Source organism: Methylobacterium sp. Leaf399, assembly GCF_001424525.1.
In the GTDB taxonomy this organism is placed as follows: domain Bacteria; phylum Pseudomonadota; class Alphaproteobacteria; order Rhizobiales; family Beijerinckiaceae; genus Methylobacterium.
In genome coordinates, this window is record NZ_LMQK01000001.1 from 200,630 (window position 1) to 226,586 (window position 25,957).

The following is a 25,957-nucleotide window of genomic DNA, read 5'->3' on the forward strand; positions in this document are numbered from 1 at the left end:
GATGTTCGAGCCGGTCCCGCCCTATCGGCCGAGCCACTTCCGCATCAAGTTCGCGACCTCGGACTGGGAGCGGGCCGGCACCGCCGCCCTGCGCCGGCGGGTCTTCTGCCAGGAGCAGGCGGTGTTTCCGGGCGACGATGCCGACGCCGTCGACGCCCGGGCGATCCCGATCTGCGCCCTCTCCACCCTCGGCGGCGAGGCCGATGCCGTCGTCGGCACCGTGCGCATCCACGCGGACACGCAGACCCCCGGCGAATGGTGGGGCTCGCGCCTGGCGGTGGCGGCCGACTACCGGCGGACCGGGGCGCTGGGGGCCGGGCTCATCCACGTGGCGGTGGCCTCCGCCCATGCGCGCGGCTGCACCCGCTTCCTCGCCCACGTCCAGGACCGCAACGTCGCCCTGTTCGAGGCCCTGCACTGGGTCGCCCTCGACACCCTCGACCTTCACGGCCTGCCGCATGCTCTGATGCAGGCGGATCTGACCCGCTACCCGGCCATGGCCGACCCCGAGACCGGTCTCGTGACGCTGCTGCGGCGGGCGGGCGGCGGGGGACCTGGATGACCGTCGTGCCGACCCTCGCCGAGATCGCCCGCGGCATCCGCGAAGGCCGCGGCGTCGCCCACAAGCGCGACATCGACGCGGTGGTCGCCCGCCTGGGCCTCGGCGACAGGGACGCGGCGGTGCCGCTGGGCGACGATTGCGCGGCGATCCGGGACGGCGACGGCTTCCTGCTCCTGGCCATCGAGGGCTTCCTGGACGGCTTCGTCGCCGCAGACCCGTATTTCGCGGGCTTCTGCGGGGTGATGGTCAACGTGAGCGACATCGCGGCCATGGGCGGCCGGCCGATCGCGGTGGTGGACGCCCTGTGGAGCCGCGACCGGCCACAGGCCGAACCGATCCTGGCGGGCCTGCGGGCCGGGGCCGAGACCTACGGCGTGCCGGTGGTGGGCGGCCACACCAACGCCCGCGCCGGCGCCGAGCACCTCGCCGTGGCGATCCTCGGCCGGGCCGAGCGGCTCCTGACGAGCTTTGCCGCGAGACCCGGCGACCTCCTCGTCGCCGCCATCGACCTGCGGGGCCGGTTCCGGGAGCCGCATCCCTATTGGGACGCCGCCACCGGCGCCCCGCCCGGGCGCCTGCGCGCCGACGTCGGCCTGCTGGCGCAGATCGCCGAGGACGGCCTCGCGGAAGCGGGCAAGGACATCAGCATGGCCGGCGTCGTCGGCACCGCGCTGATGCTGCTCGAATGTTCGGGCGTCGGGGCGGCCATCGTCCTCGACCGCATCCCGCGCCCCCCCGACGTCCCCCTCGCCCGCTGGCTCACCGCCTTCCCGAGCTACGGCTACCTCCTGAGCGTGGCGCCCGACCGGCTCGGAGCCGTCCTCGACCGGTTCACGGCCCGCGGGATCGCGGCTTCCGCGATCGGCACGGTCGATGCGAGCCGGGTGGTGCGGATCGTCGCGGGCGAGGAGGAGGCCGTGGTCTGGGACTTCGCCGGCAGTCCCCTGATCGGCTGCGGCGGCATGAGCGCAGGATCATGAGCCCATGAGAGAGCGTCCGTTGCGCATCGCGATCCTCACCCATTCCACCAACCCGCGCGGGGGCGTGGTCCATGCGCTCTGCCTCGGCGAGGCGCTGACCGAACTCGGCCACGACGCGGTGGTGCATGCGCCCGATCCCGGCGGCCAGGGCTTCTTCCGCGCCGCCCGCTGTCGCACCGTCCCGGTGGCGGCCCGGCCCATGGCCGGTTCCACCGCCGAACTGGTGGGCGCGCGCATCGCCGACTACCAGCGCCACTTCGCCTCGCCCGCGGCCTGCGATTTCGACGTGTTCCACGCCCAGGACGCGATCAGCGGCAACGCGCTGACCACCCTGATGCGCCGCAGGCTGATCCCGGCCTTCGTGCGCACCGTGCACCACCTCGACCAGTTCGCCGAACCGCAGCTCGCCTATTGGCACGACCGCGCGATCTACGAGGCGACGAGGCTGCTGTGCGTCAGCCGCCTGTGGCAGGAGACCCTCAAGCGCGACTACGGGCTCTGCGCCGACAGCGTCGGCAACGGCGTCGACACCAGCGCCTACGGTCCCGTCCCGAGCGAGCGCGACGCGGCCCTGCGCGCCGAATGGGGCATCGGGCCCGGACCGGTCTATCTCTCGGTGGGCGGGTTCGAGGAGCGCAAGAACGCCCTTCGCATCATCGAGGCCTTCGCCCGCGTCCGCGCCGACAGGCCGGAGGCGCAGCTCGTGGTGGTCGGCGGCGCCTCCCTCCTCGACCATTCCGGCTACCAGGCCCGGTGCCGGGCGGCCCTCGACCAGGCCGGGCTCGACATCGGCGTGGGCCGGGCGGTGATCCGCACCGGCCCGGTGCCGCAGGAGGCGATGCCCGCGTTCTACCGCCTCGCCGACGCCCTGGTGTTCCCCTCCCTCAAGGAGGGGTTCGGCCTGAGCGTGCTGGAGGCGATGGCGAGCGGGACCCCGACCATCGTCGCCGATCTCGCCCCCTTCACCGAGTACCTGACGCCCGGCGACACCCTGTTCGTCGACCCCGAGGACGTGCCGGCCATCGCGACGGCGATGCTGGCGGTCCTCGCGCCCGATCTGCGCGCCCGCCTCGTCGCAGCGGGCCCCGGTATCGCCGGACGCCACTCCTGGCGCGCCTGCGCCGCCAAGCACGTGGCGGCCTACGCCACCTGCGGCGACCGCAAGCGCGCCCTGTCCGATGCGTGAGAGGCCAGACCATGCCCGAGATGCACTTCCACATCCGCTGGCCCGACGGCCGGCGCGAGGCCTGCTACTCGCCCTCCCTGGTCATCAAGGAGCATTTCACGGTCGGGCAGGCCTATCCCCTCGCCGAGTTCGTGGCGCGCAGCCGCACCGCCCTCGTCATCGCCAGCGACCGGGTCGCGGCCCGCTACGGCTTTCCCTGCAGCCTCGCCATGAGCCAGCTCGCGCGCATCGAAGCCGGTGCCGGGTCGCAGGCGCCCGACGGCGACGTCCTCGTCGAGCGCTTCGAGGGCTGAAGGCGCCACCACGACCGACACTCCGAGGAGAGACCGCATGACCGAGACCCGAGCGGATTCCGCCGCGCGCCACCTCCCCGCGATCGTGGTCGGCGGCGGCCAGGCCGGGCTGTCGATGAGCCGTCAGCTCAAGGAGCGCGGCATCGAGCACCTGGTCTTCGAGAAGAGCGGCGTCGCCAGCGCCTGGAAGACCCAGCGCTGGGACAGCTTCTGCCTCGTCACCCCGAACTGGCAGTGCCGGCTACCGGGGTTCCCCTACGCGGGCGACGATCCCCACGGGTTCATGGGCAGGGACGAGATCGTCGCCTACATCGAAGCCTATGCCCGGTCGATCGAAGCGCCCCTGATGACCGGCGTCGGCGTGACCGCGGTCCGCCCCCGGCCGGAGGGCGGGTTCACCGTCGACACCGAGGCCGGCACCTATCGCGCCGACGCGGTGGTGATGGCGATCAGCGGCTACCACGCGCCCGCGATCCCGGCCTTCTCCGCCGGGCTGCCCGCCGACATCGCGCAGGTCCACTCCTCGGCCTACCGCAATCCGGCGCAGCTGCCGGCGGGCGCGGTGCTGGTGGTGGGCTCGGGCCAATCGGGCTGCCAGATCGCCGAGGACCTGCATCTGGCCGGGCGCCAAGTGCACCTCGTGGTCGGCAGCGCGCCGCGCTGTCCGCGCCGCTACCGTGGCCGCGACGCCGTCGATTGGCTGGCCGAGATGGGCCAGTACGATCTCTCGGTGGAGGACCATCCCCTCGGGCAGGACGTGCGGCGCAAGGCCAACCACTACCTCACCGGCCGCGACGGCGGCCGCGACATCGACCTGCGCCGCTTCGCGCGCGACGGCATGGCCCTGCACGGGCGGCTGACCGGCATCGCGGGCGGCACCCTCCGCTTCGCCGACGACCTCGGGAAGAACCTCGACGGCGCCGACGCGGTCTACGTCGGCATCCAGGGGGCCATCGACCGGCACATCGCGGCCAAGGATATCGCCGCACCGGCCCAGGCGCATTACCGGCCGGTCTGGCAGCCTGCGGCGGCTCCCCGAACCCTCGATTGCGCGGCCGCCGGCATCGGCGCCGTGGTCTGGGCGACGGGGTTCCGCGCCGACTTCGGCTTCGTCGACGCCCCGGTCTTCGACGACCGCGGCCTGCCGGTCCACAGGCGCGGGGTCACCGCCGTGGAGGGCCTGTCCTTCGTCGGGCTGCCCTGGCTCCACACCTGGGGCTCGGGCCGCTTCTCCGGCATCGCCCGGGATACGGAGTACCTGGCCGAGCGGATCGCCGAGCGCCTGGCGCCCCGCGCGGAGGCGCTGTCGCTCGCGAGCTGACGCGGCTCCCGCTCGGATCGAACGGCAACCGTATCCTGGGGCGCTTCTCGTCCCGCCCGCGCGTGCCTCGCGCATCGGGACGGTCACGGCCGAGCAGCGGCCGGCCCGGTCAGAGGACGGCCTCGATCAGCCCGAGGCCGCGCGCCTCCTCGGCCTCGATGTACCAATTCGAGGGCGCGCGCGCGAGCACCTCGTCCATGGTGACGCGCGAGCCCTTGATAAGGTGGGCGAAGCCCTCGTTCTGGATGGCGATAGAGGCTTCGATCTCGTGCAGGGCCGCCTTCACGGTGGCGACGCAGGTGGTGAGCGGCCCGTTGATCTTGAGCTCCTTCGAGAGCTTGCGCTCGTGGATCATCAGGCGCGTGCCGCGGGTGAGGTAGCGGTTGTTGCGCGCGAAGAAGCTCATGAAGGTGGTGCCGGCGGAGTAGATCGCGGCCTTGCCGAGGAAGGCGAACCGGCGTTCTGGGGCGATCTCGCTGTTGAAGCGGATGTCCTCGCCCATCATGCGCGCCACCTCCGGGTCGCCACCGAGGGTGGAGAGTTCGACCACCACGACGGTCCGTTCGGCGGCAGCGTCGAGCTGGCGCCGGAACTGCCGGTACATGTCGTGGTCGACGGGGCCCGACAGCAGGACGGCCGGCGCATGGAAGGTGGTGTGGGGAAGCGGCGTGGTGTCCATCGTCATGTCCTTGCGGGGCGTCAGGGCGCGGTGCCAGCGCCGTCAACGGGCAAGGATCGCGCCCGATCCCGCGCGATCGGTCAGGTCACGCGCCAGCCGCGGGTGCGGACCAGCGGCGCCAGGCGGGTGGCCCCGTCCTCGAGCCGGTTCATGGCCTGGCACCACCACCGCGGCGGCCGGCGAAAGCCATGGTGCGCCATGGTCCGGTCCATCAGCCAGGCGACGGCCTCCTCGGTTTCGGGCGGGATCGGCCGCCCGGCGAGCTCGTTCGGTTCGCGGTCCGTGGCGTCCCTGGCCACGGCCGCCCACGGCGCCCCCCAGACGCGCCGGGCGAAGCGGTCGTTGGTCGGGCCGTAATGCGCGTCGATGAGACGGAGCAGATCCGGGGCATCGCCGAGGAAGGGAACCGGGTCCCATCCCCTCGCCCAGGCGTGCTCGTCGATGAAATGGCCGATCGCGCGGGTATGGACGCGGGTCTGGCGGTGGACGCGCAAGCTGCGCAGGCGGCGGCTCGCCTCGACGGCGATCGGCCCGGGGGAGCGATTGCGCACGAGGCCGTGGTCGGCCGGGCCGATCAGGTCGCCGATCCGGTCGAAGAGACCGATGCCGGTCAGGACACGCTCCAGCAGGGACGCGTCCGAGCGGCGGTCGCGCAGGGGGATGGCGGTGATGCGCCCCTGCGCCGCCGCGACCCAGGGCTCCACCAGGGCATCGTAATCGAACCAGCCCGAGGGCCAGGCCCGCTCGGCGTAGGCGCGGAAGCCGCGCGTCTCGTGGATCAGCTGGGCGCGATGGCTGTAGACCGAGTTGAGCTGCTCGGACGGGGCCTTCACGACCACCGCGATCTCCATGGCGAAGCCATGCGCCGACAGGATGGAGGCAAGCAGCTCGGGCACGCCGAGACGCGGATGGTACTGGGCGAAGTTCTCGTACGACAGGATGACGGTGTCGGCCCGCGTCTCTGCCAACGTCCGCGCGAGAAGCGCCAGGCACTCGGCCCTCTCGTGGGCCGGCCGACGGCCCTCGAAGGTTTCGCCCAGAACCTGATGGTTGGGGGAGACCCAGGCGACGGAACGCGGCTTGATCTCGGGGTAGAGGATGCCGCGGGCCGGCAGGTAAGGCCTCAGGTGGGTGAGGACGACCTGCAGCGAGGTCGAGCCCGTGCGGGGCATCCCGATGTGAACGATTCCGCGGCGCATGAGGAGGTCGGGTCGTCCTTGGGTTCGGTGGCGAGGCCGCTCCGGTGAGCGAGATACGGCGAACGCATGGAATTGGGGCCATCGGTCGTGAGGCTTGGCCGCGATGGATTTGCGGTGCGGATGGCGCGGTCGCTCAGGGGCCGCGGGGGCCCTCCCGCACCGTCGTCCACGCACTCAGCCCCAGGATCTCCGCGACGAGCGGGCCGGCCGATTCGGCCGCCGTGCAGCCCTGGGTCGCCAGCGTGAGGTCGGGATCGATGGGCGGCTCGTAGGGTGCCGAGATCCCGGTGAAGTCCTTGACCTGCCCCGCCCTGGCCCGCCGGTAGAGCCCCTTGGGGTCGCGGGCCTCGCAGACCGGCAGCGGCGTGCTCACGAAGACCTCGAGGAAGGGGATATCGCCCGCGATGCGCCGGGCGGTCTCGCGCTCCGCCCGCAGGGGCGAGATCAGGGATACGATGCAGACGAGGCCCGCCTCGGCCATCAGCGCCGCCGTCTCGGCCGCGCGGCGGACGTTCTCGTTGCGGTCCTGCGTGCTGAAGCCCAGATCGCGGTTGAGGCCGCTGCGGAGGTTGTCGCCGTCGAGCACCATGGTGTGGCGCCCGGCCACGGTCAGGGCGCGGTCGGCGGCGTTGGCGATGGTCGACTTGCCGGCACCGGACAACCCCGTGAACCACGCGATGACCGGCCTCTGACCGAGGCCGGACCAGCGATTCTCCCGCGGCTGCAGCACGGTCCAGGTGAGATCGTCGATCGACATTCCGCAAAAACCGAGGACAGGAAACCGAGGGTCAAGACGATCGAAGACTTGCCCCCTCCACCCTTAAGGTACGCCGGCGTGCGGCCACAAGGCACGTCGTGTATCCGATGGTTTCCGGCGGTTCGCGACGGCGGCTCTGCGAGGGACGGAGTCAGGCGACACGAGACCGGCTGGTCCCGTCCACCTTCGTACCGGCCTCCTTGGGGACGATGTCTTGGGCGCCGACGTCTTGGGCGACGATGTCTTGGGCGACGACCGCGCCGCGGGCGGCGACATCGCGCAGGGCCGCCACCAGGGCATCCGTCCGGCGCTCCTCGTCATGCCCGTCGAGGCCGATCCGGTCGACCGCATCGGCACCGTGGCGGGTCAGGTAGACGGCCGCCAGGAGGGCGCACAGGCTGCCGCCGAACGGGGCGCCGACCGCGGCGAGGGTGGCGCCGAAGGGCGACAGGATCGACGCCGTCGCGAGGCCGCCGCCGATGGCCGCAAACATCAACAGGAACATCGCGCGTCTCCGACTCGGCCGGCAGTGTGCCCGACGGGGGCGACTGCGATCCGATCCGTCCGCCGGAATGGTTAGCGGCGGCTTAAGCGCCGGGGGCTTCGAACGTCGCGGCGTCGAAGATGGCGCCTTCGATGGCGGCGCCTTCGATGGCGGCGGCATGGGGCAGGAGGGCGAGCAGGCTGGCCGGCGTGAGGATGAGCCCGCTGTCGGTGATGATCCACGGCGAGCCGGTGGCCGCCCTCAGGGCGGCGAAGGCCTCGTCCAGGGCCTGTCGCAGGCTTGGCATGTCGCGGGGTTCGACCCCCTTGGCGCCACCACCGTCGGCGCCGGCCACGCAGAACGGCCAGATCGTCAGTTGTGCCGGCCGGTCGAGGTCTTCCCCGAAGATGGCGATGCCGATCAGATCACTCTCCGGTGTCATGCCGGCGCCCGCCAGTATCGGCATGACACCGTCAGCACAGCTCATGCCAAATCGGGACCGCACCGGGCGAGTGCCGGCATCGGAACCGCCGATGACAGCCGCCGTTGACATGGTCGGAACGGCGTTTCGCCAGGCGGCCGGGTGGACGCCCCATCGAGGCGTTCTTCCCGAGCAGAGGAGACTGCCATGCGCGTGTCGTCGACAGTACGAATCGTCCTGGCGGCGGCCGTCGTGGGCGCCCTGGCATCGCCCGCGTTCGCGCGGGGTGGAAGTGGCAGCGGGAGCGGGCTGTCACCCTATGCGGCCGAGAGCGGAAACGACCGCTCCGCCGGCGTCAACAACGGCAACTACCGCAGTCCCCGGCTCGACCCCTATCTCGGTGCGTACGAAGGGCGCGGCGATCGTCCCGTCCGCTACGACCGGCGCGGCCCGCGGCCTTCGCCGCCCTACGGCTATCCGTACTGAACCCGTCCGGTTCGAGGACGCGGTTCAGCCTCTCCGATCACCGGTTCCGGTCGGATCACCGCTTCTTGCCGAGTTCGGCCGCGATGTCCTTGACCATGTGTCCGGCCTTGCGGTGGGCGGTGACGATCTGATCCTCGCTCACGCCCCAGCGCTTCATCCAATGGGCGACCGCCCTGCGCTCGGAGAGATCGAGCCTGTCCTTGTCGATGAAACCGCGCTTCTCCTTGAGGCCCGCCATCACACCGTCTCCATCGCCGTCGTCATCTGAGGGTCGGCCGCCATGGCTTTCGCCTTCCACTGGTCCCGGTCCGCTTCCATCGCCTTCAGCGCGGCTTCGGCACGCGCGGCCCTGGCCGATTCGGAGCGGGCGAGCGCCTGGGCCCGCTCCCGGGCCCGCGTCTCGGCCGCCATCTGAACCTTGAGATCTCTCGGGCTCGACACAGGTCGCTCTCCATCATGACCGCGGGCAGACCTCGGTCCCGCCGGCGACCGATCCGCCGGGGCTTGCACCCGCACACCCGCATCCGGTACGAGCCCGGGACGATGCGGGCGGTTAGCTCAGTTGGTAGAGCGTCTCCTTTACACGGAGAGGGTCGGCGGTTCGAGCCCGTCACCGCCCACCATATCCTTCGCGGATCACGGCCGCAGGACGTTTGCGGATCATGGCCGCAGGTCCTTCGCGGACCACGGCCGCAAGTGAGGCGATCGCCCGATGGAGACCGTCGAGTGCGTCGTGGTGGGGGCCGGCGTCGTCGGCCTCGCCTGTGCCCGTGCCCTGGCTCTCGCCGGGCGTGAGGTCGTCCTCCTCGAAGCGGCCCTGGCGATCGGCACCGAGACCTCGTCGCGCAACAGCGAGGTCGTTCATGCCGGGCTCTACTATCCTCAAGCGAGCGTGAAGGCGCAAAGCTGCGTGAGCGGACGCCACCGGCTCTATGCCTATTGCGAGGCGCGCGGCATCGCCCACCGGCGCTGCGGCAAGCTCGTCGTGGCCTGCGACGAGGGCGAGGTCGCGCGGCTGGACGCGCTCTACGCCAACGGCCTCGCCAACGGCGTCGAGGGCCTGGACCGGCTCGGCGCGGCCGCCGTCGCCGGCCTCGAACCGGCGTTGCGGTGCCGGGCCGCGCTCCTCTCGCGCGAGACCGGCATCGTCGATTCGCACGGATACATGCTGGCGCTGCGGGGCGACTTCGAGGACGCCGGCGGGATGATCGCTTTCGGCACCACGGTCGTCGGCGGCGAGATCGGTGCGGACGGGGTGATGCTGCGCGCCAGGGATGCCGCCGGCGTCGAGACGCGGCTTCTGGCCAAAACCGTCGTCACCAGTGCCGGCCTGCATGCCGACCGGTTGTTGGAGGGGCTCGACGGTTTTCCAGCCATGCACCGGCCGCAGCTGTCCTATGCCAAGGGCAGCTACTTCACCTATGCCGGGCGCTCGCCGTTCCGGCACCTCGTCTATCCGGTGCCGGAGGCGGCGGGCCTCGGGGTGCACATCACCATCGACCTGGGCGGCCAGCTGCGGTTCGGGCCGGACGTTGAATGGGTCGACTCCCCCCTCGACTACGCCGTCGATCCCGCCCGCGCGGACGGGTTCTACGCCGCCGTGCGGCGCTATTGGCCCGCGTTGCCGGACGGTACGATCCAGCCCGGCTATGCCGGCATCCGCCCCAAGCTCGGCCTCCGCGGCGAGCCGGCGCGCGATTTCCTGATCCAGGGACCGGAGACCCATGGCATCGCCGGTCTCGTCAACCTCCTGGGGATCGAGAGCCCGGGACTGACCGCGTCGCTGGATCTGGCCGACCGGGTGGCCGCCTGCATCGCGAAGGACTGACGGGCAAGACCGACGGCGATGGATCAGCCGCTCGCCAGGACCAGCGCCCAGAACCGCTTGTAGCGCGAGCCCGGCGCATCCACCCTCGCGATGCCGACCCGCTTGAGCTGCGGGATCAGCATGTTCTTGTTGTGCTCGGAGGAGGCCTTCCAGCGGGCGAAGGCCTCGTCGAAGGTCGTGGCCCCGGCGCCGAGGTTCTCGGCCGCATAGGCCCTGCCGGCTCCGGCCGCCGCCATCCGCGCATGGAAGCCGCCGCCGAGGTCGTGGCTGAGGCGCCCGGCCTCGGCGTTGACCCGCGCCTGGAGCGAGGCGGCCCGCACCAGACCCGAATCGACGGTGACCGGCCCCAGGCCGTGCCGCGCCCGGTATTGCGAGATCGCGGCCGCGGCGGCCTCCTCGTCGAGGATCACGACGCTTGTGGGAAGGGCCGGCTCGCCGAAGATCGCGGGTGTCCCGCACCCTGCCAGCCCCAGCACGAAACCGAGGGCGAGGATGCGACGGGCGATCTTCGAAACGGACGTCATCGTGAGGATGGCCCACCTGTTCGGACGGTCCCACCCATTGCGCGCATACGGCACGATGAGGGCACTAGTACGGGCTCCGTGGAGACGGAGAAACCTGCGATCGATCGCGAGGAGGATGAAATGCGTCGAGAAACGTGGCGCGGGCGACGGGGCTCGAACCCGCGACCTCCGGCGTGACAGGCCGGCACTCTAACCAACTGAGCTACGCCCGCGTGGCGTTGCGGCGCCCCTCGGGGCGTCGGTGGGCGGGGTTTAGGGACGGGGGTGGGGGCTGTCAAGCACGGGAATCGCCGGGGCGACGATTGAGGGACGACGCCGGTCCGGACAATCATTCGCGGCAAGGCTCGTGCATTCGCGGCAGGGCTCGTGCGGCAAGGCTCGGGCCATCTGCGCCGATCCGTCGTGTTGCCAGTCGCGCCGCGCCTCCCATCTGCATGACAGCACTCGATTTGTGCGGCGCAGGGTGCCCTTGTTTCACCCAGGGTGCTCGTCTAAGCCGGGTCTCGCAGTCTGACACTGGACCAGTTCCACATCGCCGTCGGTGCCTTGGCAAGGGTCATATGCCAGGCGTCGCGACGACCCCAAAAGAGCGCGAGAGGCGTCCCATGACCGGTCTGCTGGCGGATTACCTGCCCCTCATCGTCTTCATCGGCGTGTCTCTGTTCATCGCCGCCGCCCTCCTCGTGGCGCCGTTCCTGGTGGCCTACAACAGCCCCGACCCGGAGAAGCTCTCGGCCTACGAGTGCGGCTTCAACGCCTTCGACGACGCGCGCATGAAGTTCGACGTGCGCTTCTACCTGGTGGCGATCCTGTTCATCATCTTCGATCTCGAGGTCGCCTTCCTGTTCCCCTGGGCCATCACCTTCGGAGAGCTCGGCTGGTTCGGGATGTGGTCGATGATGGCCTTCCTCGGCGTGCTCACCGTCGGGTTCGTCTACGAGTGGCGCAAGGGCGCCCTGGAGTGGGACTAGCGCCCGCGCCCTTTGCTCCCGCCCCGACCGAAGCCTGATCCCGAGAAACCGATGGCCTTCAGCCCCGACATCTCCCGCGCCCCGCAGGTCGCCCCGGCCCCCAAGGGGATCATCGATCCCAACACGGGCCAGCCCGTGGGCGCCAACGACCCGACCTTCCTGTCGATCAGCAGCGAGCTCGCCGACCGCGGCTTCCTGATCACCTCCACCGACGACCTCATCAACTGGGCCCGCACCGGCTCGCTGATGTGGATGACCTTCGGGCTCGCCTGCTGCGCCGTCGAGATGATGCAGATGTCGATGCCGCGCTACGACTGCGAGCGCTTCGGCTTCGCGCCGCGCGGAAGCCCGCGCCAGTCCGACGTGATGATCGTCGCCGGCACGCTCACGAACAAGATGGCCCCCGCGCTCCGCAAGGTCTACGACCAGATGCCGGAGCCGCGCTACGTCATCTCGATGGGAAGCTGCGCCAACGGCGGCGGCTACTACCACTATTCCTACTCGGTGGTCCGCGGCTGCGACCGCGTCGTGCCGGTGGACATCTACGTTCCGGGCTGTCCGCCGACGGCCGAAGCGCTGCTGTACGGCGTCCTGCTCCTGCAAAAGAAAATCCGCCGCATCGGCACCATCGAACGCTAGAGGCGGGGGGACGTCATCGCATGAGCAACGGCATCACGATCCTGCGCCATACCCAGGCGCCCACCGGCGAGGCGGCGCTGCAGGCGCTGTCCGACCATGTCGCCGCCGGTCTCGGGGCGGCGGTGGTCTCCCGTTCGATCGCCTTCGGCGAACTGACGCTGGTCGTCCCGGCCGACGCCATCGTCGCCGCACTGACCTTCCTGCGCGACGACCCGGCCTGCGCCTTCCGCTGCTTCATCGACATCTGCGGCGCCGATTATCCGAGCCGGGCCAAGCGCTTCGACGTGGTCTACCACCTGCTCTCGCTGCGCCATAACAGCCGCATCCGCGTGAAGGTCGAGACCGACGAGACCACGCCGGTGCCTTCCGCGATCGACGTGTTTCCCGCCGCCAACTGGTTCGAGCGCGAGACCTACGACCTCTACGGCATCCTGTTCTCGGGCCACCCCGACCTGCGCAGGCTGCTGACCGACTACGGTTTCGAGGGCCACCCGCTGCGCAAGGACTTCCCCCTGACCGGCTTCGTGGAGGTCCGCTACGACCAGGACGAGGCCCGGGTGGTCTACGAGCCGGTCAAGCTGACCCAGGAATTCCGGAACTTCGACTTCCTGTCGCCGTGGGAGGGCACGGAGTACGTGCTGCCTGGCGACGAGAAGGCGAAAGCGTAAGGGGGCGAATGGCGAATAGTGAGTAGCGAATAGAGGGCGCCTTGGGTCGTTCGGCGATCAACTCTTATCGGGACTTGAAGGTTTGGCAGGACGCGATGGTATTGGCTGAGGCATGCTACGAGCAGACGCGGACGTTTCCGCGCGAAGAGATGTTCGGCCTTACCTCGCAGATCAGGCGAGCCGCGGCCTCCGTGGCTGCAAACATCGCGGAAGGGCATGGTCGCGAAACGTCTGGTTCGTTCGTGCAATTTCTGCGTATGTCCCAAGGATCGCTGAAGGAACTCGAAACTCACGTGATCCTGTCGGGTCGCGTAGGTATCTTAGCCTGGGACAAGGTGGACCGTCTTCTGGAACGATCCGATGAACTCGGCAAGATGCTCCGTGCCTTGATTCGCTCTCTGCAAACCATCAGGCCCGGTCGAGAGGGTAGCGACCAATGATGCATCGCAGCTATTCGCTATTCGCTACTCGCTACTCGCCCTTCTCAGCTCGCTCCGGAGACGCCCGATGACCGAGCACAACATCCGCAACTTCGCGATCAACTTCGGGCCGCAGCATCCGGCGGCGCACGGTGTGCTGCGCCTCGTGCTCGAACTCGACGGCGAGATCGTCGAGCGGGTCGATCCGCACATCGGCCTGCTCCATCGCGGCACCGAGAAGCTGATCGAGTACAAGACCTACCTGCAGGCGACGCCGTATTTCGACCGGCTCGACTACGTCTCGCCGATGAACCAGGAGCATGCCTTCTGCCTCGGCATCGAGAAGTTGCTCGGGCTCGAAGTTCCTCGCCGCGCCCAGCTCATCCGGGTGCTGTTCTGCGAGATCGGCCGCATCCTCTCGCACCTCCTCAACGTCACCACGCAGGCGATGGACGTCGGCGCCCTCACGCCTCCGCTCTGGGGTTTCGAGGAGCGCGAGAAGCTGATGATCTTCTACGAGCGCGCGTCCGGTGCCCGCCTCCACGCCAACTACTTCCGGCCCGGCGGCGTCCACCAGGACCTGCCGCCCGCGTTGATCGACGACATCGAGGCGTTCATCGACCCGTTCCTGCAGGTGGTCGACGACCTCGACAACCTCGTCATGGGCAACCGCATCTTCAAGCAGCGCAACGTCGACATCGGCATCGTCACGGTGGACGAGGCCATGGCCTGGGGGTTCTCGGGCGTGATGGTGCGCGGCTCGGGCATCCCGTGGGACCTGCGCAAGTCGCAGCCCTACGAGTGCTACGAGGAGATGGAATTCGACATCCCCGTGGGAAAGAACGGCGACACCTACGATCGCCAGGTCATCCGCATGGAGGAGATGCGGGAATCCGCCAAGATCATGCGGCAGTGCTGCGCCAAGCTGCGCGAGCCCGCCGGTCAGGGTCCGATCGCGGCCACCGACGGCAAGGTCGCGCCGCCGCCGCGCCGCGAGATGAAGCGCTCGATGGAAGCGCTGATCCACCACTTCAAGCTCTACACCGAAGGGTTCCACGTACCCCCCGGCGAGGTCTACGCCGCGGTCGAGGCCCCAAAGGGCGAGTTCGGCGTCTATCTGGTGTCGGACGGCACCAACAAGCCGTACCGCTGCAAGATCCGCGCTCCGGGCTTCGCCCACCTCCAGGCGATGGATTGGATGTGCCGCGGGCACATGCTGGCCGACGTGTCCTGCGTGCTCGGCACGCTGGACATCGTGTTCGGCGAAGTGGACCGGTGAGGATCAAGGTTCAGGACTGATGGCCAACCGTCGACTCGCTCCCGCTGCCGAGCAGCCCGCCTCGTTCGCGTTCTCGCCCGAGAACGCCGAATGGGCCAAGGGCCAAATCGAGAAGTACCCCGAAGGCCGGCAGGCCTCGGCGGTGATCCCGCTTCTGTGGAAGGCGCAGGAGCAGAACGGCGGCTGGCTGCCGCAGAAGGCCATCGAGGCGGTGGCCGACGAGCTCGGCATGCCGCACATCCGCGTGCTCGAAGTGGCGACCTTCTACACGATGTTCGCGCTGGAGCCGGTCGGCCGGTTCTGGATCCAGCTCTGCGGCACGGTGCCGTGCGATTCCTGCGGCGCGCGCGAACTGAAGGATTACCTCCAGGGTCGCCTCGGCCCCCCCGGCCACGTCAGCGCCGACGGCAACTTCTCCTGGCTCGAGGTCGAATGCCTGGGTGCCTGCTGCAACGCGCCGATGGCCCAGATCAACCAGGATTACTACGAGGATCTCACGCCCCAATCCCTCGGCGTGCTGATGGACGACCTCGCGGCGGGGCGTCCGGTCAAGGTCGGCTCGCAGGTCGGGCGGGTCTCCTCCGAGCCGGCGGCCGGGGCGGCCACGCTCACCGATGCGAGCCTGTTCGACGGGTCGCGGGTCGGCGCCTGGCGCAAGCGGTTCGAGGACCAGGCCGCCGACGAGACCGATGCCAAGGGCAAGGACGAGGCGGCCTCCTCCGAGCGGCGCGCGGCGGTCGATCCCAAGCCCGCGCGGCCCGATGCCGGGCGCGCGGTCGGCACCAATGCCATCGATGCGCCGGCCCAACGTGCCGCCGCCGGACAGACCCCGGTCCCGGCGAGCACCCACACGGAGTCGTCCGGCGTCGTCGCATCGGGCGAGGCGTCGGGCGGCGAGGCGGGAACGCAATCGTCGCTGCCGCGCGGCGAGCCGCCGCCCCAGCCCGTGGCCTCGGGTGCCAGCGACGGCGAGGTCGCGGCGGAAGCCGAGGAAGCCCGCGTCGCGAAAACCCTCGCGGGCCTGCCCAAGGACGCCAGCCCGGAACAGAGGGCCAACGCCGTGGGCAGACGGCCGCCGGGCCTCGACGCCGCACGGGGCGGCCGGGCCGATGAGCTGACCCGGATCAAGGGGATCGGACCGGGCAACGCGGCGCGTCTTCACGCGCTCGGGATCCACCATTTCGACCAGATCGCCGCCTGGACCCGCGACGAGGTCGCCTGGGTCGGCACCTATCTCGCGTTCCTGGGCCGCATCGACCGCGAGGACTGGGTGGCGCAGGCTGCGGCCCTCGCAGCATCCGACAAGTGAGGCGCTGACATGCTCTCCGATCAGGATCGCATCTTCACCAATCTCTACGGCCTGCATTCGCCGGGCCTGGACGAGGCCAAAAAGCGCGGCGCCTGGGACGGGACCAAGTTCCTGCTCGAGATGGGCCGGGACTGGGTGATCGACGAGATGAAGGCGTCCGGCCTGCGCGGGCGCGGTGGCGCCGGCTTCCCCACCGGCCTCAAGTGGTCGTTCATGCCCAAGAAGTCGGATGGCCGTCCGCATTACCTCGTGGTCAACGCCGACGAATCCGAGCCCGGCACTTGCAAGGACCGGGAGATCATGCGGCACGATCCGCATCTTCTGATCGAGGGCTGCCTGCTGGCCTCGTTCGCGATGGCGGCGCACGCCTGCTACATCTACATCCGCGGCGAATACGTCGCCGAGAAGCACGCCCTGCAAAAGGCCGTCGACGAGGCCTATGCGGCCAAACTCGTCGGCCAGGACAACGTCCACGGCTATCCGTTCGACATCTACGTCCACCACGGCGCCGGCGCCTACATCTGCGGTGAGGAGACGGCGCTGCTGGAGTCCCTCGAGGGCAAGAAGGGGATGCCGCGCCTCAAGCCGCCCTTCCCCGCCAACATGGGCCTCTACGGCTGCCCCACCACCGTGAACAACGTCGAGTCGATCGCCGTGGCCGGCACCATCCTGCGCCGCGGCGGCGCGTGGTTCGCGGGCTTGGGGGGCAAGAACAACACCGGCACCAAGCTGTTCTGCGTCTCGGGCCACGTCAACACGCCCTGCAACGTCGAGGAAGAGCTCGGCATTACCTTCCGAGAGCTCGTCGACAAGCATTGCGGCGGCATGCGCGGCGGCTGGGACAACCTGCTCTGCTCGATCCCCGGCGGCTCCTCGGTGCCGCTGGTGCCGGCCGAGCAGATCATCGACGCCAAGATGGACTTCGACACCTTGCGCAACCTCGGCTCGGGCCTCGGCACCGCCGCCGTCATCGTCCTCGACAGGTCCACCGACATCGTCGCGGCGATCACCCGCATCTCGTACTTCTACAAGCACGAGTCATGCGGCCAGTGCACGCCCTGCCGCGAGGGCACCGGCTGGATGTGGCGGGTCATGAAGCGCATGACGGAAGGGCGTGCCCAACGCCGCGAGATCGACATGCTCCTCGATGTCACCAAGCAGATCGAGGGTCACACGATCTGCGCGCTCGGCGACGCGGCGGCCTGGCCGATCCAGGGACTGATCCGGCACTTCCGGCCGGAGATCGAGCGCCGTATCGACCGCTACAGCGCCAACCCGCATTCCGATCCGGTGCCGATGGCGGCGGAGTGATCCGCAGCCCGCACCACCCGTAGTTTCGAGACCGAGACGCACGCATGACCAAGCTCATCGTCGACGGCACCGAAGTCGATGTTCCGGCCGACTACACCCTTCTGCAGGCCTGCGAGATCGCGGGCGCGGAAATCCCGCGCTTCTGCTTCCACGAGCGGCTGTCGATCGCCGGCAACTGCCGCATGTGCCTCGTCGAGCTGAAAGGGGCGCCCAAGCCGGTGGCGTCGTGCGCCTATGCGGTGAAGGACTGCCGGCCCGGCCCCAACGGCGAGCCGCCGGAGGTGCTGACGCGCTCGGGCGCCACGAAGAAGGCCCGCGAGGGGGTGATGGAGTTCCTCCTCATCAACCACCCCCTCGACTGCCCGGTCTGCGACCAGGGCGGCCATTGCGACCTGCAGGACCAGGCGATGGCCTATGGGGTCGATTCGACCCGCTACGGCGAGAACAAGCGCGCCGTCGAGGAAAAGTACATCGGGCCTCTCGTCCGCACGGCCATGAACCGCTGCATCCATTGCACCCGCTGCGTCCGCTTCCTGGCGGAGGTCGCGGGGGTGCCGGACCTCGGCGCGATCGGGCGCGGCGAGGACATGGAGATCACGAGCTATCTCGAATCGGCCATGGGCTCGGAATTGCAGGGCAACGTCGCCGACCTCTGTCCCGTCGGGGCGCTGGTCCACAAGCCGCAGAGCTATCAGGTCCGCCCCTGGGAATTGTCCAAAACCGAATCCGTCGACGTGATGGACGCGGTCGGCTGCGCGATCCGGGTCGATGCGCGGGGCCGCGAGGTCATGCAGATCGAGCCGCGGGTCAACGAGGACATCAACGAGGAGTGGATCTCCGACAAGACCCGCCATGCCGTCGACGGCCTGCGGACCCAGCGCCTCGACCGGCCGTACCTGCGCGAGAACGGGCGCCTGCGCCCCGCCACCTGGGCGGAGGCCTTCGCGGCGATCGCAGGCCGGATGAAGGGCGTCGCCCCGACGCGCGTCGGCGCCATCGTCGGCGACCTCGCCGGCGTCGAGGAGATCTATGCGCTGAAGGGCCTGATGACCTCGCTCGGCGTCGCCAACCTCGATTGCCGGCAGGCCGGCGAGGCGGTCGATCCGGCCTGGGGCCGGGCGTCCTACACCCTCGGGACGACCATTCCGGGCATCGAGGAGGCCGACGCGATCCTGCTCGTCGGCACCAACCCGCGGCTCGAGGCATCCCTCCTCAACGTGCGCATCCGCAAGCGCTGGCGCATGGGGCCGCTGGCGGTGGGCGTCATCGGCGAGGCCGCCGATCTCACCTATCCCCATACCTATCTCGGTGCCGGCCCCGAGACCCTGGCCGAGATCGCGGGCGGCAAGCACAGCTTCTTCGAGATCCTGAAGGGGGCCAGCCGTCCGCTCGTCATCGTCGGCATGGGCGCGCTGGCCCGGCCGGACGGCGCTGCGATCCTCGCCGCCGCCGCGGCGCTGGCCAAGGGTATCGGCGCGGTGAGTGCCGAATGGAACGGTTTCGGCGTGCTCCAGACGGCCGCCGCCCGCGTCGGCGCCCTCGATCTCGGCTTCGTGCCGGGCGAGGGTGGTCTGACCGTCGCGCGCATGGTGCAGGCGAACGCCCTCGACGTGCTGTTCAACCTCGGCGCCGACGAGGTCGCGGTCGAGCCGGGCGCCTTCGTCGTCTACCAGGGCACCCACGGCGATCGCGGCGCCACCCGCGCCGACGTGATCCTGCCGGGCGCCGCCTACACCGAGAAGAGCGCCACCTTCGTCAACCTCGAGGGCCGGGTGCAGACGACCAACCGCGCCGGCTTCCCGCCGGGCGACGCGCGCGAGGATTGGGCGATCCTGCGTGCGCTCTCGGACGTGCTCGGCAAACGGCTCGCCTTCGATTCGCTGAACGCCCTGCGCCGGGCTCTCTACGCGGATCATCCGCATCTGGCGGGTGTCGATGCGGTCGCGCCGTGCGACGCGGTCGCCACCGTCGACCGGCTCGCGGGCCTCGGCGGCGAGCCGGAGCGCACGCCGTTCGTGTCGCCGATCGACGACTTCTACCTCACCAACGCCATCGCCCGCGCCTCGCGCGTGCTCGCAGAATGCTCCAAGCTCGCCCGCGGGCGCGCCCTCGAAGCCGCGGAATAAGGGCCCGACCCGATGACCTGGGAAATCCTCGGCAGCGTGTTGCTGATGGTGCTCAAGAGCTTCGTCCTGCTCTCGGCACTGCTCGTCTTCATCGCCTATGCGCTGCTCGCCGACCGCAAGATCTGGGCGGCGGTGCAGCTGCGGCGGGGGCCCAACGTGGTCGGGCCGTGGGGGCTGTTCCAGTCCTTCGCCGACCTGCTCAAGTTCGTCCTCAAGGAGCCGGTGATCCCGGCGGGCGCCAACAAGGCGCTGTTCCTGCTGGCCCCCCTGGTGTTCGCGACCCTGGCGCTGGCGGCCTGGGCGGTGATTCCCCTCGCCGAGGGCTGGGCCATCGCCGACCTGAACGTCGGCATCACCTACATCTTCGCGATCTCGTCGCTGATGGTCTACGGCGTCATCATGGGCGGCTGGGCCTCGAACTCGAAATACGCCTTCCTCGGGGCGCTCCGCTCCACCGCGCAGATGATCTCCTACGAGGTCTCGCTCGGCTTCGTCATCATCTGCGTGCTGCTGTGCGCGGGCTCCCTCAACCTCTCGCGGATCGTGATGGCGCAGGACACCTCGCTGGGCATCTTCGGCTGGTACTGGCTGTGGCTGTTCCCGATGTTCATCGTGTTCTTCATCTCGGCGCTCGCCGAGACCAACCGCCCTCCCTTCGACCTGCCGGAAGCCGAATCGGAGTTGGTGGCCGGATACATGGTCGAATACTCCTCGACGCCCTACCTGCTGTTCATGCTCGGCGAATACGTGGCGATCATGACCATGTGCGCGCTCGGCACCGTGCTCTTCCTCGGCGGCTGGCTGTCGCCGATCCCGTTCGCGCCCTTCACCTGGGTGCCGGGGCTGATCTGGTTCGCGCTCAAGGCCAGCTTCCTGTTCTTCATGATCGCCATGGTGAAGGCCATGGTGCCGCGCTACCGCTACGATCAGCTCATGCGGCTGGGCTGGAAGGTGTTCCTGCCGATCTCGCTCGTCTCCGTCGTGGTCGTCGCCTTCGTCCTCAAGCTCACCGGCCTCGCGCCGGTCGCCGTTCCGCTCTAACTCCCTGTTCCTTCGCGCTTTCCGGCGGAAGACGGCCGGCCTGTCTCCCCGAGAGCGCTTCAACGGAGATCGCGCCATGCAGCTCGATCAGGTCGCCAAGGGTCTGCTCCTGAAGGAGTTCGCGTCGGGGTTCGTCCTCGCCATGAAATACTTCTTCAAGCCCAAGGCCACGATCAACTATCCCTTCGAGATGGGCCACAGGGGGCCGCGCTTTCGCGGCGAGCATGCCCTGCGGCGCTACCCCAACGGCGAGGAGCGCTGCATCGCCTGCAAGCTGTGCGAGGCGATCTGTCCGGCCCAGGCCATCACCATCGAAGCGGGACCGCGCCGGAACGACGGCACCCGTCGCACCACCCGCTACGATATCGACATGGTCAAATGCATCTATTGCGGCATGTGCCAGGAGGCCTGCCCGGTGGACGCCATCGTCGAGGGCCCGAACCTGGAGTTTTCCGTGGAGACGCGCGAGGAGCTCCTCTACGACAAGGACAAGCTCCTCCTGAACGGCGACCGTTGGGAGCGCGAGATCGCGCGCAACCTCGCGGTGGACGCGCCCTACCGCTGACGCCGGGCGGATGGCGAGTGGCACGGTGGGGAGTTGCCCCCCTCCGCGAGGGCCATCCTGCCAAGCCTCTATTCGCTATTCGCCCTCGCGAAGCGGGAACCGGTTGTGCCTCCCCGCAGCGGGTTCTATAGACGGCCGGCTTGCACGGGCCACGCTTGAGTTTCGGAAGAAGGGGTCGTCCTCGGGGCGACTGATCTCGACAATCGCATGAGCGCAGCCGCAGCCTTCTTCTACCTCTTCGCCAGCCTCGCGATCGCGTCGGGCTTCATGGTGATCGCCTCCCGCAATCCCGTGGCCTCGGTGCTGTTCCTGATCCTGGCCTTCGTGAACGCCGCCGGCTTGTTCGTCCTGATGGGCGCCGAGTTCCTGGCGATGATCCTGGTCGTGGTCTACGTCGGCGCCGTCGCGGTGCTGTTCCTCTTCGTCGTGATGATGCTCGACGTCGATTTCGCCGAGCTCCGCCAGGGCTTCCAGCACTACCTGCCGGTGGGCGCGCTCGTGGGCGTGATCTTCCTCATCGAGCTGGTGCTCGTGGTCGGGTCCTGGACGATCGACCCGGGCCTGGTCCAGGCGCCCCTGAGCAACGTCGCCAGAGCGGAGGCGGTGACGAACACGCAGGCCCTCGGGCGGGTGCTCTATACCGACTACGTCTTCTTCTTCCAGCTCGCGGGGCTGGTGCTGCTGGTGGCGATGATCGGGGCCATCGTGCTCACCCTGCGTGACCGCCCCGGCGTCAAGCGCCAGAACATCGCCGTGCAGAACGCGCGCACGCAGGGAATGGCGGTGGAGACGGTGAAGGTGCCCTCGCGCCAGGGCGTCGAGGTTTGAGGTTCGCCGCTCCTCCTGCGAGGAAGCCACGAGAACGCAAAAGGGTCGAGGGACGCCGATGATCGGTCTGAGCCACTACCTCACGGTCGCCGCGATCCTGTTCACGCTCGGCGTGCTCGGCATCTTCATCAACCGCAAGAACGTCATCGTCATCCTGATGTCGGTCGAGCTGATCCTGCTCGCCGTCAACATCAACCTCGTCGCCTTCTCGACCCACCTCAATGACATCGTCGGCCAGGTCTTCGCCCTGTTCGTGCTGACGGTGGCGGCGGCGGAGGCCGCGATCGGGCTCGCGATCCTGGTGGTGTTCTTCCGCAACCGCGGCTCGATCGCGGTGGAAGACGTGAGCATGATGAAGGGTTGATCCGCCCTGATCCCCAACCGAACACGACGTGGTAGGGGCGCAGGCGCGCCCCGCGAGGCCGGACCGAGATAGATGTACCACGCGATCGTCTTCTTTCCCCTCATCGGCGCCCTCGTCGCCGGACTGTTGGGGCGTCAGCTCGGCCCGCGCCTGTGCGAGTGGATCACCACCGGCTGCCTCGCGTTCTCGGCGCTGCTGTCCTGGGGCGTCTTCCTCGACGGGGGCGGCGAGAGCCTTCGCGTCCAGGTCGCGACCTGGTTCACGGCCGGGGACCTGAGCGTCGACTGGGCCTTCCGCATCGACACCCTGACCCGCGTCATGCTGGTCGTCGTCACCACGGTCTCGACCCTCGTCCACCTCTATTCGGTCGGCTACATGCACGAGGATCCGCACCGGCCGCGGTTCTTCGCCTACCTGTCGCTGTTCACCTTCGCCATGCTGATGCTGGTGACCGCCGACAACCTCGTGCAGATGTTCTTCGGCTGGGAGGGCGTCGGCCTCGCCTCCTACCTGCTGATCGGGTTCTGGTACGAGAAGCCCTCCGCCAACGCCGCGGCGATGAAGGCCTTCATCGTCAACCGGGTCGGCGATTTCGGCTTTTCGCTCGGCATCTTCCTGGTGTTCGTCCTGTTCGGCTCGGTCGCCTTCGACGGCATCTTCCCGCGCGTGGCCGAACTGAAGGACGCCAGCTTCCACTTCCTCGGCTACGACTGGCATGCGCTGACGCTGGCCTGCCTGCTGCTGTTCATGGGCGCCATGGGCAAGTCGGCGCAGTTCCTGCTGCACACATGGCTGCCGGACGCCATGGAGGGGCCGACCCCCGTCTCGGCCCTCATCCACGCCGCCACCATGGTGACGGCCGGCGTGTTCATGGTGGCGCGCCTGTCGCCGCTGTTCGAACTGGCGCCCGACGCGCTCGTCGTCGTCACGGTGATCGGCGGCATCACCGCCTTCTTCGCGGCCACGGTCGGGCTGGTGCAGAACGACATCAAGCGGGTCATCGCCTATTCGACCTGCTCGCAGCTCGGCTACATGTTCGTGGCGCTCGGCGTCGGCGCCTATTCGGCCGGCGTGTTCCACCTCTTCACCCACGCCTTCTTCAAGGCGCTGCTGTTCCTCGGCGCCGGCTCCGTCATCCACGCCCTGCACCACGAGCAGGACATGCGGAACATGGGCGCGCTGCGGCGGCACATCCCCTTCACCACCGCGATGATGGCGATCGGGACGCTCGCGCTGATCGGCTTCCCGTTCACCGCCGGCTACTACTCGAAGGACGCGATCATCGAGGCGGCCTACGCCTCGACCCGGCCCGGCCACACCCTGGCCTTCATGGCCACCGTGGTCGCGGCGCTGATGACCTCGTTCTATTCCTGGCGCCTGTTCTTCCTCACCTTCGAGGGGCCTGCGCGCTGGGTCTCGCACGAGGCCCACCACGACGACCACGCGCATGCGGCCGTGGCCCACCAGGCCGACGGCGCCCGCGGCCACCACGAGGGCGTCGCCCACGACGATCGCGGCCACGACGTCGAGCCGGCCTCGCACAGCGCCATCGAGCACCACGACCACGCGCCCCATAAGCCGCACGAAAGTCCGCTGGTGATGACGATCCCGCTGGCGATCCTCGCCTTCGGTGCGCTCTTCGCCGGCCTGATCTTCAAGGACCGCTTCATCGGCGAGGGCATGGAAGCGTTCTGGGGGCCGGCCCTGGCGCACGGGCCCGACAACCACATCATGCACGACATCCATTCGGTGCCCAAGATCGTGGCCTATTCCCCCGCGATCATGATGCTGATCGGTTTCGTCCTGGCGTTCTGGATGTACATCCGCCGCCCCGAATTGCCGGGCGCCCTCGCGGACCAGCAGCCGGTGCTGTACCGCTTCCTCCTCAACAAGTGGTACGTCGATGAACTCTACGAGCGCATCTTCGTGCGCCCGGCCAAGGACTTCGGCAAGTTCCTCTGGAAGGAGGGCGACGGGCGCGTCATCGACGGGATGGGGCCGGACGGCATCGCCGCCCGCGTCGCCGACGTCACGCGCGGGGTCGTGCGCCTGCAGACTGGCTACGTCTACCACTACGCCTTCGTGATGCTGGTCGGCGTCGCCGGGCTGATCTCCTGGTACATGGTGTCGGGCGTGCCCAAGGTCGGGCACTGATGGCCCACCTGGTCTTTCCGCTTCGGAGCCCCCGCTAGATGTTCGGCCTCGGTATCCTCTCCGGCCTGCTCATCGTGCCGCTCTGCGGCGCCGCCTTCATCCTCACCCTCGGCGACGAGACCGAGGCGGTGCGCCGCAATGCGCGCTGGGCGGCGCTCGCGACCACGATCGTCACCTTCGTGCTCTCGCTCGTGGCCTGGAGCCGCTACGACACCTCGACAGCGAGCTTCCAGCTCGTCGAGACGCATGCCTGGCTCACCGAGACCATCCGCTTCAAGCTCGGGGTCGACGGCTTCTCGATGCCGCTCGTCCTGCTCACCACCTTCCTGATGCCGTTCTGCATCGCCGCCTCGTGGAACTCGATCGGGACGCGGGTGAAGGAATACTTCGTCGCCTTCCTCGTCCTCGAGACGACGATGATCGGGGTGTTCTGCTCCCTCGACCTGGTGCTGTTCTACCTGTTCTTCGAGGCCGGATTGATCCCGATGTTCCTCATCATCGGGATCTGGGGCGGCAAGCGACGCATCTACGCCAGCTTCAAGTTCTTCCTCTACACCCTGCTCGGCTCGGTGCTGATGCTGCTCGCCATCATGGCGATGTACTGGCACGCCGGCACCACCGACATCCCGACGCTCCTCACCACCCGCTTCCCCGTGGGCATGCAATGGTGGCTGTGGCTGGCGTTCTTCGCCTCCTTCGCGGTGAAGATGCCGATGTGGCCGGTCCATACCTGGCTGCCCGACGCGCACGTGGAGGCGCCCACCGCCGGGTCGGTGATCCTGGCCGGCATCCTCCTCAAGATGGGCGGCTACGGCTTCATCCGGGTCTCGCTGCCGATGTTCCCGGATGCCAGCCAGGCCTTCGCGCCGCTGGTGTTCGCCCTGTCGGTGATCGCGATCATCTTCACGTCGCTGATCGCCCTCATGCAGACCGACATCAAGAAGCTGATCGCCTATTCCTCGGTTGCCCACATGGGCTTCGTCACGCTCGGCCTCTTCACCCTCAACGAGCAGGGCATCCAGGGCGCCCTGTTCCTGATGATCTCGCACGGCATCGTCTCGGGTGCGCTCTTCCTCTGCGTCGGCGTCGTCTACGACCGCATGCACACCCGCGAGATTGCGGCCTACGGCGGGCTCGTGAAGCGCATGCCGCTGTTCGCCGCCGCGATGATGGTGTTCACCATGGCCAACGTCGGCCTGCCCGGCACCTCCGGCTTCGTCGGCGAGTTCCTCGCCATGATGGGGGCGTTCAAGGCCAACCCGACCGTGGCGTTCTTCTCGGTGTTCGGCATCATCCTCTCGGCCGGCTACGCCCTGTGGCTGTATGCGCGGGTGATCTACGGCAAGCTCGAGAAGCCGGCCCTGATGGGCATCCTCGACCTCGACCTGCGCGAGAAGATCATCATCGCGCCGCTGGTGGCGCTGACGATCTACTACGGGGTCCACCCGGCTCCGATCCTCGACACCTTCGCCCCCTCGACGGAGGCGCTGATGCAGAGCATGAAGACCGCGCTCTCGACCACGCAGACCGCGGCCGTCGTGCCGCCGGTCGCGCGCTGAAGGT

Annotated in this window: 29 protein-coding genes and 2 tRNA genes; 22 read left to right on the plus strand and 9 right to left on the minus strand. The window is 69.1% G+C overall.

The window, feature by feature from the left end; genetic code table 11:
* Position 1: 1 nt before the first annotated feature.
* Genes ASG40_RS00980 through ASG40_RS01000 form a run of 5 tightly spaced genes read left to right on the plus strand, consistent with a single transcriptional unit; the run spans position 2 to position 4,342 of the window.
* Positions 2-562, plus strand: coding sequence for an MSMEG_0567/Sll0786 family nitrogen starvation N-acetyltransferase (locus ASG40_RS00980; RefSeq protein WP_055879087.1), 561 nt, complete (start codon positions 2-4; stop codon positions 560-562).
* Positions 559-1,542, plus strand: a complete 984-nt coding sequence (locus tag ASG40_RS00985; RefSeq protein WP_055879090.1) for a sll0787 family AIR synthase-like protein — start codon at positions 559-561, stop codon at positions 1,540-1,542. The genes ASG40_RS00980 and ASG40_RS00985 overlap by 4 nt, the downstream gene beginning before the upstream one ends.
* Before the next feature lie 4 nt (positions 1,543-1,546).
* Positions 1,547-2,728, plus strand: coding sequence for an MSMEG_0565 family glycosyltransferase (locus ASG40_RS00990; protein ID WP_055879093.1), 1,182 nt, complete (start codon positions 1,547-1,549; stop codon positions 2,726-2,728).
* Between the two features lie 11 nt (positions 2,729-2,739).
* A complete protein-coding gene (locus ASG40_RS00995) occupies positions 2,740-3,021 on the plus strand; it encodes an MSMEG_0570 family nitrogen starvation response protein (protein WP_055879096.1) in 282 nt (93 codons plus the stop codon).
* 37 nt (positions 3,022-3,058) lie between these two features.
* A complete protein-coding gene (locus ASG40_RS01000; RefSeq protein WP_055879099.1) occupies positions 3,059-4,342 on the plus strand; it encodes an MSMEG_0569 family flavin-dependent oxidoreductase in 1,284 nt (427 codons plus the stop codon).
* Between the two features lie 109 nt (positions 4,343-4,451).
* Here ASG40_RS01000 and ASG40_RS01005 read toward each other — a convergent pair whose 3' ends face one another.
* From ASG40_RS01005 to ASG40_RS21570, 5 genes are all read right to left on the minus strand, one after another.
* Positions 4,452-5,021 (minus strand): hypothetical protein, encoded by a 570-nt coding sequence (locus ASG40_RS01005; RefSeq protein WP_055879102.1) that lies wholly within the window; start codon positions 5,019-5,021, stop codon positions 4,452-4,454.
* Positions 5,022-5,101: 80 nt separating this feature from the next.
* Positions 5,102-6,193 (minus strand): hypothetical protein, encoded by a 1,092-nt coding sequence (locus ASG40_RS01010; protein ID WP_156387495.1) that lies wholly within the window; start codon positions 6,191-6,193, stop codon positions 5,102-5,104.
* Positions 6,194-6,353: 160 nt separating this feature from the next.
* Positions 6,354-6,977, minus strand: coding sequence for an adenylyl-sulfate kinase (cysC, locus tag ASG40_RS01015; protein WP_055879108.1), 624 nt, complete (start codon positions 6,975-6,977; stop codon positions 6,354-6,356).
* A 151-nt stretch (positions 6,978-7,128) separates the two neighbouring features.
* Entirely contained in the window at positions 7,129-7,482 is a 354-nt protein-coding gene (locus ASG40_RS01020; RefSeq protein WP_200944176.1) for a hypothetical protein, read from the minus strand.
* An 82-nt stretch (positions 7,483-7,564) separates the two neighbouring features.
* Positions 7,565-7,903: a hypothetical protein gene (locus ASG40_RS21570; RefSeq protein ID WP_200938130.1), complete on the minus strand. Its 339-nt coding sequence runs from the start codon at positions 7,901-7,903 to the stop codon at positions 7,565-7,567.
* A 192-nt stretch (positions 7,904-8,095) separates the two neighbouring features.
* Here ASG40_RS21570 and ASG40_RS01030 point away from each other — a divergent pair, with 192 nt between their 5' ends.
* The gene (locus tag ASG40_RS01030) at positions 8,096-8,368 is read left to right on the plus strand and encodes a hypothetical protein (RefSeq protein WP_443136571.1); all 273 of its coding nucleotides are present in this window, start codon (positions 8,096-8,098) and stop codon (positions 8,366-8,368) included.
* A gap of 55 nt (positions 8,369-8,423) precedes the next feature.
* Here the strand turns inward: ASG40_RS01030 and ASG40_RS01035 are convergent, their stop codons facing one another.
* Both ASG40_RS01035 and ASG40_RS01040 read right to left on the minus strand, forming a co-directional pair.
* Positions 8,424-8,606 carry a DUF3606 domain-containing protein gene (locus ASG40_RS01035; protein WP_055879114.1) on the minus strand — a complete coding sequence of 61 codons (183 nt, stop codon included), beginning with the start codon at positions 8,604-8,606 and terminating at the stop codon, positions 8,424-8,426.
* Positions 8,606-8,809 (minus strand): hypothetical protein, encoded by a 204-nt coding sequence (locus ASG40_RS01040; protein WP_055879117.1) that lies wholly within the window; start codon positions 8,807-8,809, stop codon positions 8,606-8,608. The genes ASG40_RS01035 and ASG40_RS01040 overlap by 1 nt, the downstream gene beginning before the upstream one ends.
* A gap of 106 nt (positions 8,810-8,915) precedes the next feature.
* On the opposite strand from ASG40_RS01040, the gene ASG40_RS01045 reads away from it, so the two are divergent.
* Both ASG40_RS01045 and ASG40_RS01050 read left to right on the plus strand, forming a co-directional pair.
* Positions 8,916-8,991 (plus strand) — tRNA-Val (locus ASG40_RS01045).
* Between the two features lie 89 nt (positions 8,992-9,080).
* Positions 9,081-10,196 carry an NAD(P)/FAD-dependent oxidoreductase gene (locus ASG40_RS01050; protein ID WP_055879121.1) on the plus strand — a complete coding sequence of 372 codons (1,116 nt, stop codon included), beginning with the start codon at positions 9,081-9,083 and terminating at the stop codon, positions 10,194-10,196.
* Positions 10,197-10,219: 23 nt separating this feature from the next.
* Here ASG40_RS01050 and ASG40_RS01055 read toward each other — a convergent pair whose 3' ends face one another.
* The gene (locus ASG40_RS01055; RefSeq protein WP_055881044.1) at positions 10,220-10,720 is read right to left on the minus strand and encodes a CAP domain-containing protein; all 501 of its coding nucleotides are present in this window, start codon (positions 10,718-10,720) and stop codon (positions 10,220-10,222) included.
* A gap of 135 nt (positions 10,721-10,855) precedes the next feature.
* Positions 10,856-10,932: transfer RNA gene (locus ASG40_RS01060), tRNA-Asp, on the minus strand.
* Positions 10,933-11,325: 393 nt separating this feature from the next.
* Between ASG40_RS01060 and ASG40_RS01065 the strand changes: the two genes are divergently transcribed.
* The 14 genes from ASG40_RS01065 (at position 11,326) to ASG40_RS01125 (ending at position 25,953) form a co-directional block, all read left to right on the plus strand.
* On the plus strand, positions 11,326-11,691 hold the full coding sequence (locus ASG40_RS01065; RefSeq protein WP_055879124.1) for an NADH-quinone oxidoreductase subunit A: 366 nt from the start codon (positions 11,326-11,328) through the stop codon (positions 11,689-11,691).
* A 51-nt stretch (positions 11,692-11,742) separates the two neighbouring features.
* Entirely contained in the window at positions 11,743-12,330 is a 588-nt protein-coding gene (locus tag ASG40_RS01070; RefSeq protein WP_055879127.1) for a NuoB/complex I 20 kDa subunit family protein, read from the plus strand.
* A gap of 20 nt (positions 12,331-12,350) precedes the next feature.
* Positions 12,351-12,998 (plus strand): NADH-quinone oxidoreductase subunit C, encoded by a 648-nt coding sequence (locus ASG40_RS01075; RefSeq protein WP_055879131.1) that lies wholly within the window; start codon positions 12,351-12,353, stop codon positions 12,996-12,998.
* A 95-nt stretch (positions 12,999-13,093) separates the two neighbouring features.
* Positions 13,094-13,438 carry a four helix bundle protein gene (locus tag ASG40_RS20120; RefSeq protein ID WP_082523883.1) on the plus strand — a complete coding sequence of 115 codons (345 nt, stop codon included), beginning with the start codon at positions 13,094-13,096 and terminating at the stop codon, positions 13,436-13,438.
* A gap of 67 nt (positions 13,439-13,505) precedes the next feature.
* Entirely contained in the window at positions 13,506-14,696 is a 1,191-nt protein-coding gene (locus tag ASG40_RS01080) for an NADH-quinone oxidoreductase subunit D (RefSeq protein WP_055879134.1), read from the plus strand.
* 19 nt (positions 14,697-14,715) lie between these two features.
* Positions 14,716-16,005 (plus strand): NADH-quinone oxidoreductase subunit NuoE, encoded by a 1,290-nt coding sequence (gene nuoE, locus ASG40_RS01085; protein WP_055879137.1) that lies wholly within the window; start codon positions 14,716-14,718, stop codon positions 16,003-16,005.
* A 9-nt stretch (positions 16,006-16,014) separates the two neighbouring features.
* On the plus strand, positions 16,015-17,316 hold the full coding sequence (nuoF, locus tag ASG40_RS01090) for an NADH-quinone oxidoreductase subunit NuoF (RefSeq protein WP_055879141.1): 1,302 nt from the start codon (positions 16,015-16,017) through the stop codon (positions 17,314-17,316).
* A 44-nt stretch (positions 17,317-17,360) separates the two neighbouring features.
* The gene (nuoG, locus tag ASG40_RS01095; RefSeq protein ID WP_055879145.1) at positions 17,361-19,442 is read left to right on the plus strand and encodes an NADH-quinone oxidoreductase subunit NuoG; all 2,082 of its coding nucleotides are present in this window, start codon (positions 17,361-17,363) and stop codon (positions 19,440-19,442) included.
* Positions 19,443-19,454: 12 nt separating this feature from the next.
* The gene (nuoH, locus tag ASG40_RS01100; protein WP_055879148.1) at positions 19,455-20,483 is read left to right on the plus strand and encodes an NADH-quinone oxidoreductase subunit NuoH; all 1,029 of its coding nucleotides are present in this window, start codon (positions 19,455-19,457) and stop codon (positions 20,481-20,483) included.
* 76 nt (positions 20,484-20,559) lie between these two features.
* Positions 20,560-21,048, plus strand: coding sequence for an NADH-quinone oxidoreductase subunit NuoI (gene nuoI, locus ASG40_RS01105; protein ID WP_055879150.1), 489 nt, complete (start codon positions 20,560-20,562; stop codon positions 21,046-21,048).
* Positions 21,049-21,255: 207 nt separating this feature from the next.
* Entirely contained in the window at positions 21,256-21,876 is a 621-nt protein-coding gene (locus ASG40_RS01110; protein ID WP_055879153.1) for an NADH-quinone oxidoreductase subunit J, read from the plus strand.
* 58 nt (positions 21,877-21,934) lie between these two features.
* Positions 21,935-22,240 carry an NADH-quinone oxidoreductase subunit NuoK gene (gene nuoK, locus ASG40_RS01115; RefSeq protein WP_055879157.1) on the plus strand — a complete coding sequence of 102 codons (306 nt, stop codon included), beginning with the start codon at positions 21,935-21,937 and terminating at the stop codon, positions 22,238-22,240.
* Positions 22,241-22,312: 72 nt separating this feature from the next.
* Positions 22,313-24,394 carry an NADH-quinone oxidoreductase subunit L gene (gene nuoL, locus ASG40_RS01120; protein ID WP_055879161.1) on the plus strand — a complete coding sequence of 694 codons (2,082 nt, stop codon included), beginning with the start codon at positions 22,313-22,315 and terminating at the stop codon, positions 24,392-24,394.
* Positions 24,395-24,432: 38 nt separating this feature from the next.
* On the plus strand, positions 24,433-25,953 hold the full coding sequence (locus ASG40_RS01125; RefSeq protein ID WP_055879163.1) for an NADH-quinone oxidoreductase subunit M: 1,521 nt from the start codon (positions 24,433-24,435) through the stop codon (positions 25,951-25,953).
* Positions 25,954-25,957: the final 4 nt, after the last annotated feature.

What these genes read in the sequence shown, in the direction of transcription:
- ASG40_RS01000 (WP_055879099.1), top strand. Translation starts at nt 3,059, where the DNA reads ATGACCGAGACCCGAGCGGATTCCGCCGCGCGCCACCTCCCCGCGATC.
- ASG40_RS01070 (WP_055879127.1), top strand. Translation starts at nt 11,743, where the DNA reads ATGGCCTTCAGCCCCGACATCTCCCGCGCCCCGCAGGTCGCCCCGGCC.
- ASG40_RS00980 (WP_055879087.1), top strand. Translation starts at nt 2, where the DNA reads ATGTTCGAGCCGGTCCCGCCCTATCGGCCGAGCCACTTCCGCATCAAG.
- ASG40_RS01075 (WP_055879131.1), top strand. Translation starts at nt 12,351, where the DNA reads ATGAGCAACGGCATCACGATCCTGCGCCATACCCAGGCGCCCACCGGC.
- ASG40_RS01035 (WP_055879114.1), bottom strand. Translation starts at nt 8,606, where the DNA reads ATGGCGGGCCTCAAGGAGAAGCGCGGTTTCATCGACAAGGACAGGCTC.
- nuoK (WP_055879157.1), top strand. Translation starts at nt 21,935, where the DNA reads ATGATCGGTCTGAGCCACTACCTCACGGTCGCCGCGATCCTGTTCACG.
- nuoF (WP_055879141.1), top strand. Translation starts at nt 16,015, where the DNA reads ATGCTCTCCGATCAGGATCGCATCTTCACCAATCTCTACGGCCTGCAT.
- ASG40_RS01010 (WP_156387495.1), bottom strand. Translation starts at nt 6,193, where the DNA reads ATGCCCCGCACGGGCTCGACCTCGCTGCAGGTCGTCCTCACCCACCTG.
- ASG40_RS01065 (WP_055879124.1), top strand. Translation starts at nt 11,326, where the DNA reads ATGACCGGTCTGCTGGCGGATTACCTGCCCCTCATCGTCTTCATCGGC.
- nuoL (WP_055879161.1), top strand. Translation starts at nt 22,313, where the DNA reads ATGTACCACGCGATCGTCTTCTTTCCCCTCATCGGCGCCCTCGTCGCC.
- ASG40_RS01125 (WP_055879163.1), top strand. Translation starts at nt 24,433, where the DNA reads ATGTTCGGCCTCGGTATCCTCTCCGGCCTGCTCATCGTGCCGCTCTGC.
- ASG40_RS00985 (WP_055879090.1), top strand. Translation starts at nt 559, where the DNA reads ATGACCGTCGTGCCGACCCTCGCCGAGATCGCCCGCGGCATCCGCGAA.
- ASG40_RS01080 (WP_055879134.1), top strand. Translation starts at nt 13,506, where the DNA reads ATGACCGAGCACAACATCCGCAACTTCGCGATCAACTTCGGGCCGCAG.
- ASG40_RS20120 (WP_082523883.1), top strand. Translation starts at nt 13,094, where the DNA reads ATGGTATTGGCTGAGGCATGCTACGAGCAGACGCGGACGTTTCCGCGC.
- nuoE (WP_055879137.1), top strand. Translation starts at nt 14,716, where the DNA reads ATGGCCAACCGTCGACTCGCTCCCGCTGCCGAGCAGCCCGCCTCGTTC.
- ASG40_RS01005 (WP_055879102.1), bottom strand. Translation starts at nt 5,021, where the DNA reads ATGGACACCACGCCGCTTCCCCACACCACCTTCCATGCGCCGGCCGTC.
- ASG40_RS01050 (WP_055879121.1), top strand. Translation starts at nt 9,081, where the DNA reads ATGGAGACCGTCGAGTGCGTCGTGGTGGGGGCCGGCGTCGTCGGCCTC.
- ASG40_RS01110 (WP_055879153.1), top strand. Translation starts at nt 21,256, where the DNA reads ATGAGCGCAGCCGCAGCCTTCTTCTACCTCTTCGCCAGCCTCGCGATC.
- ASG40_RS01020 (WP_200944176.1), bottom strand. Translation starts at nt 7,482, where the DNA reads ATGTTCCTGTTGATGTTTGCGGCCATCGGCGGCGGCCTCGCGACGGCG.
- nuoI (WP_055879150.1), top strand. Translation starts at nt 20,560, where the DNA reads ATGCAGCTCGATCAGGTCGCCAAGGGTCTGCTCCTGAAGGAGTTCGCG.
- ASG40_RS01055 (WP_055881044.1), bottom strand. Translation starts at nt 10,720, where the DNA reads ATGACGTCCGTTTCGAAGATCGCCCGTCGCATCCTCGCCCTCGGTTTC.
- cysC (WP_055879108.1), bottom strand. Translation starts at nt 6,977, where the DNA reads ATGTCGATCGACGATCTCACCTGGACCGTGCTGCAGCCGCGGGAGAAT.
- nuoH (WP_055879148.1), top strand. Translation starts at nt 19,455, where the DNA reads ATGACCTGGGAAATCCTCGGCAGCGTGTTGCTGATGGTGCTCAAGAGC.
- nuoG (WP_055879145.1), top strand. Translation starts at nt 17,361, where the DNA reads ATGACCAAGCTCATCGTCGACGGCACCGAAGTCGATGTTCCGGCCGAC.
- ASG40_RS21570 (WP_200938130.1), bottom strand. Translation starts at nt 7,903, where the DNA reads ATGACACCGGAGAGTGATCTGATCGGCATCGCCATCTTCGGGGAAGAC.
- ASG40_RS00995 (WP_055879096.1), top strand. Translation starts at nt 2,740, where the DNA reads ATGCCCGAGATGCACTTCCACATCCGCTGGCCCGACGGCCGGCGCGAG.
- ASG40_RS00990 (WP_055879093.1), top strand. Translation starts at nt 1,547, where the DNA reads ATGAGAGAGCGTCCGTTGCGCATCGCGATCCTCACCCATTCCACCAAC.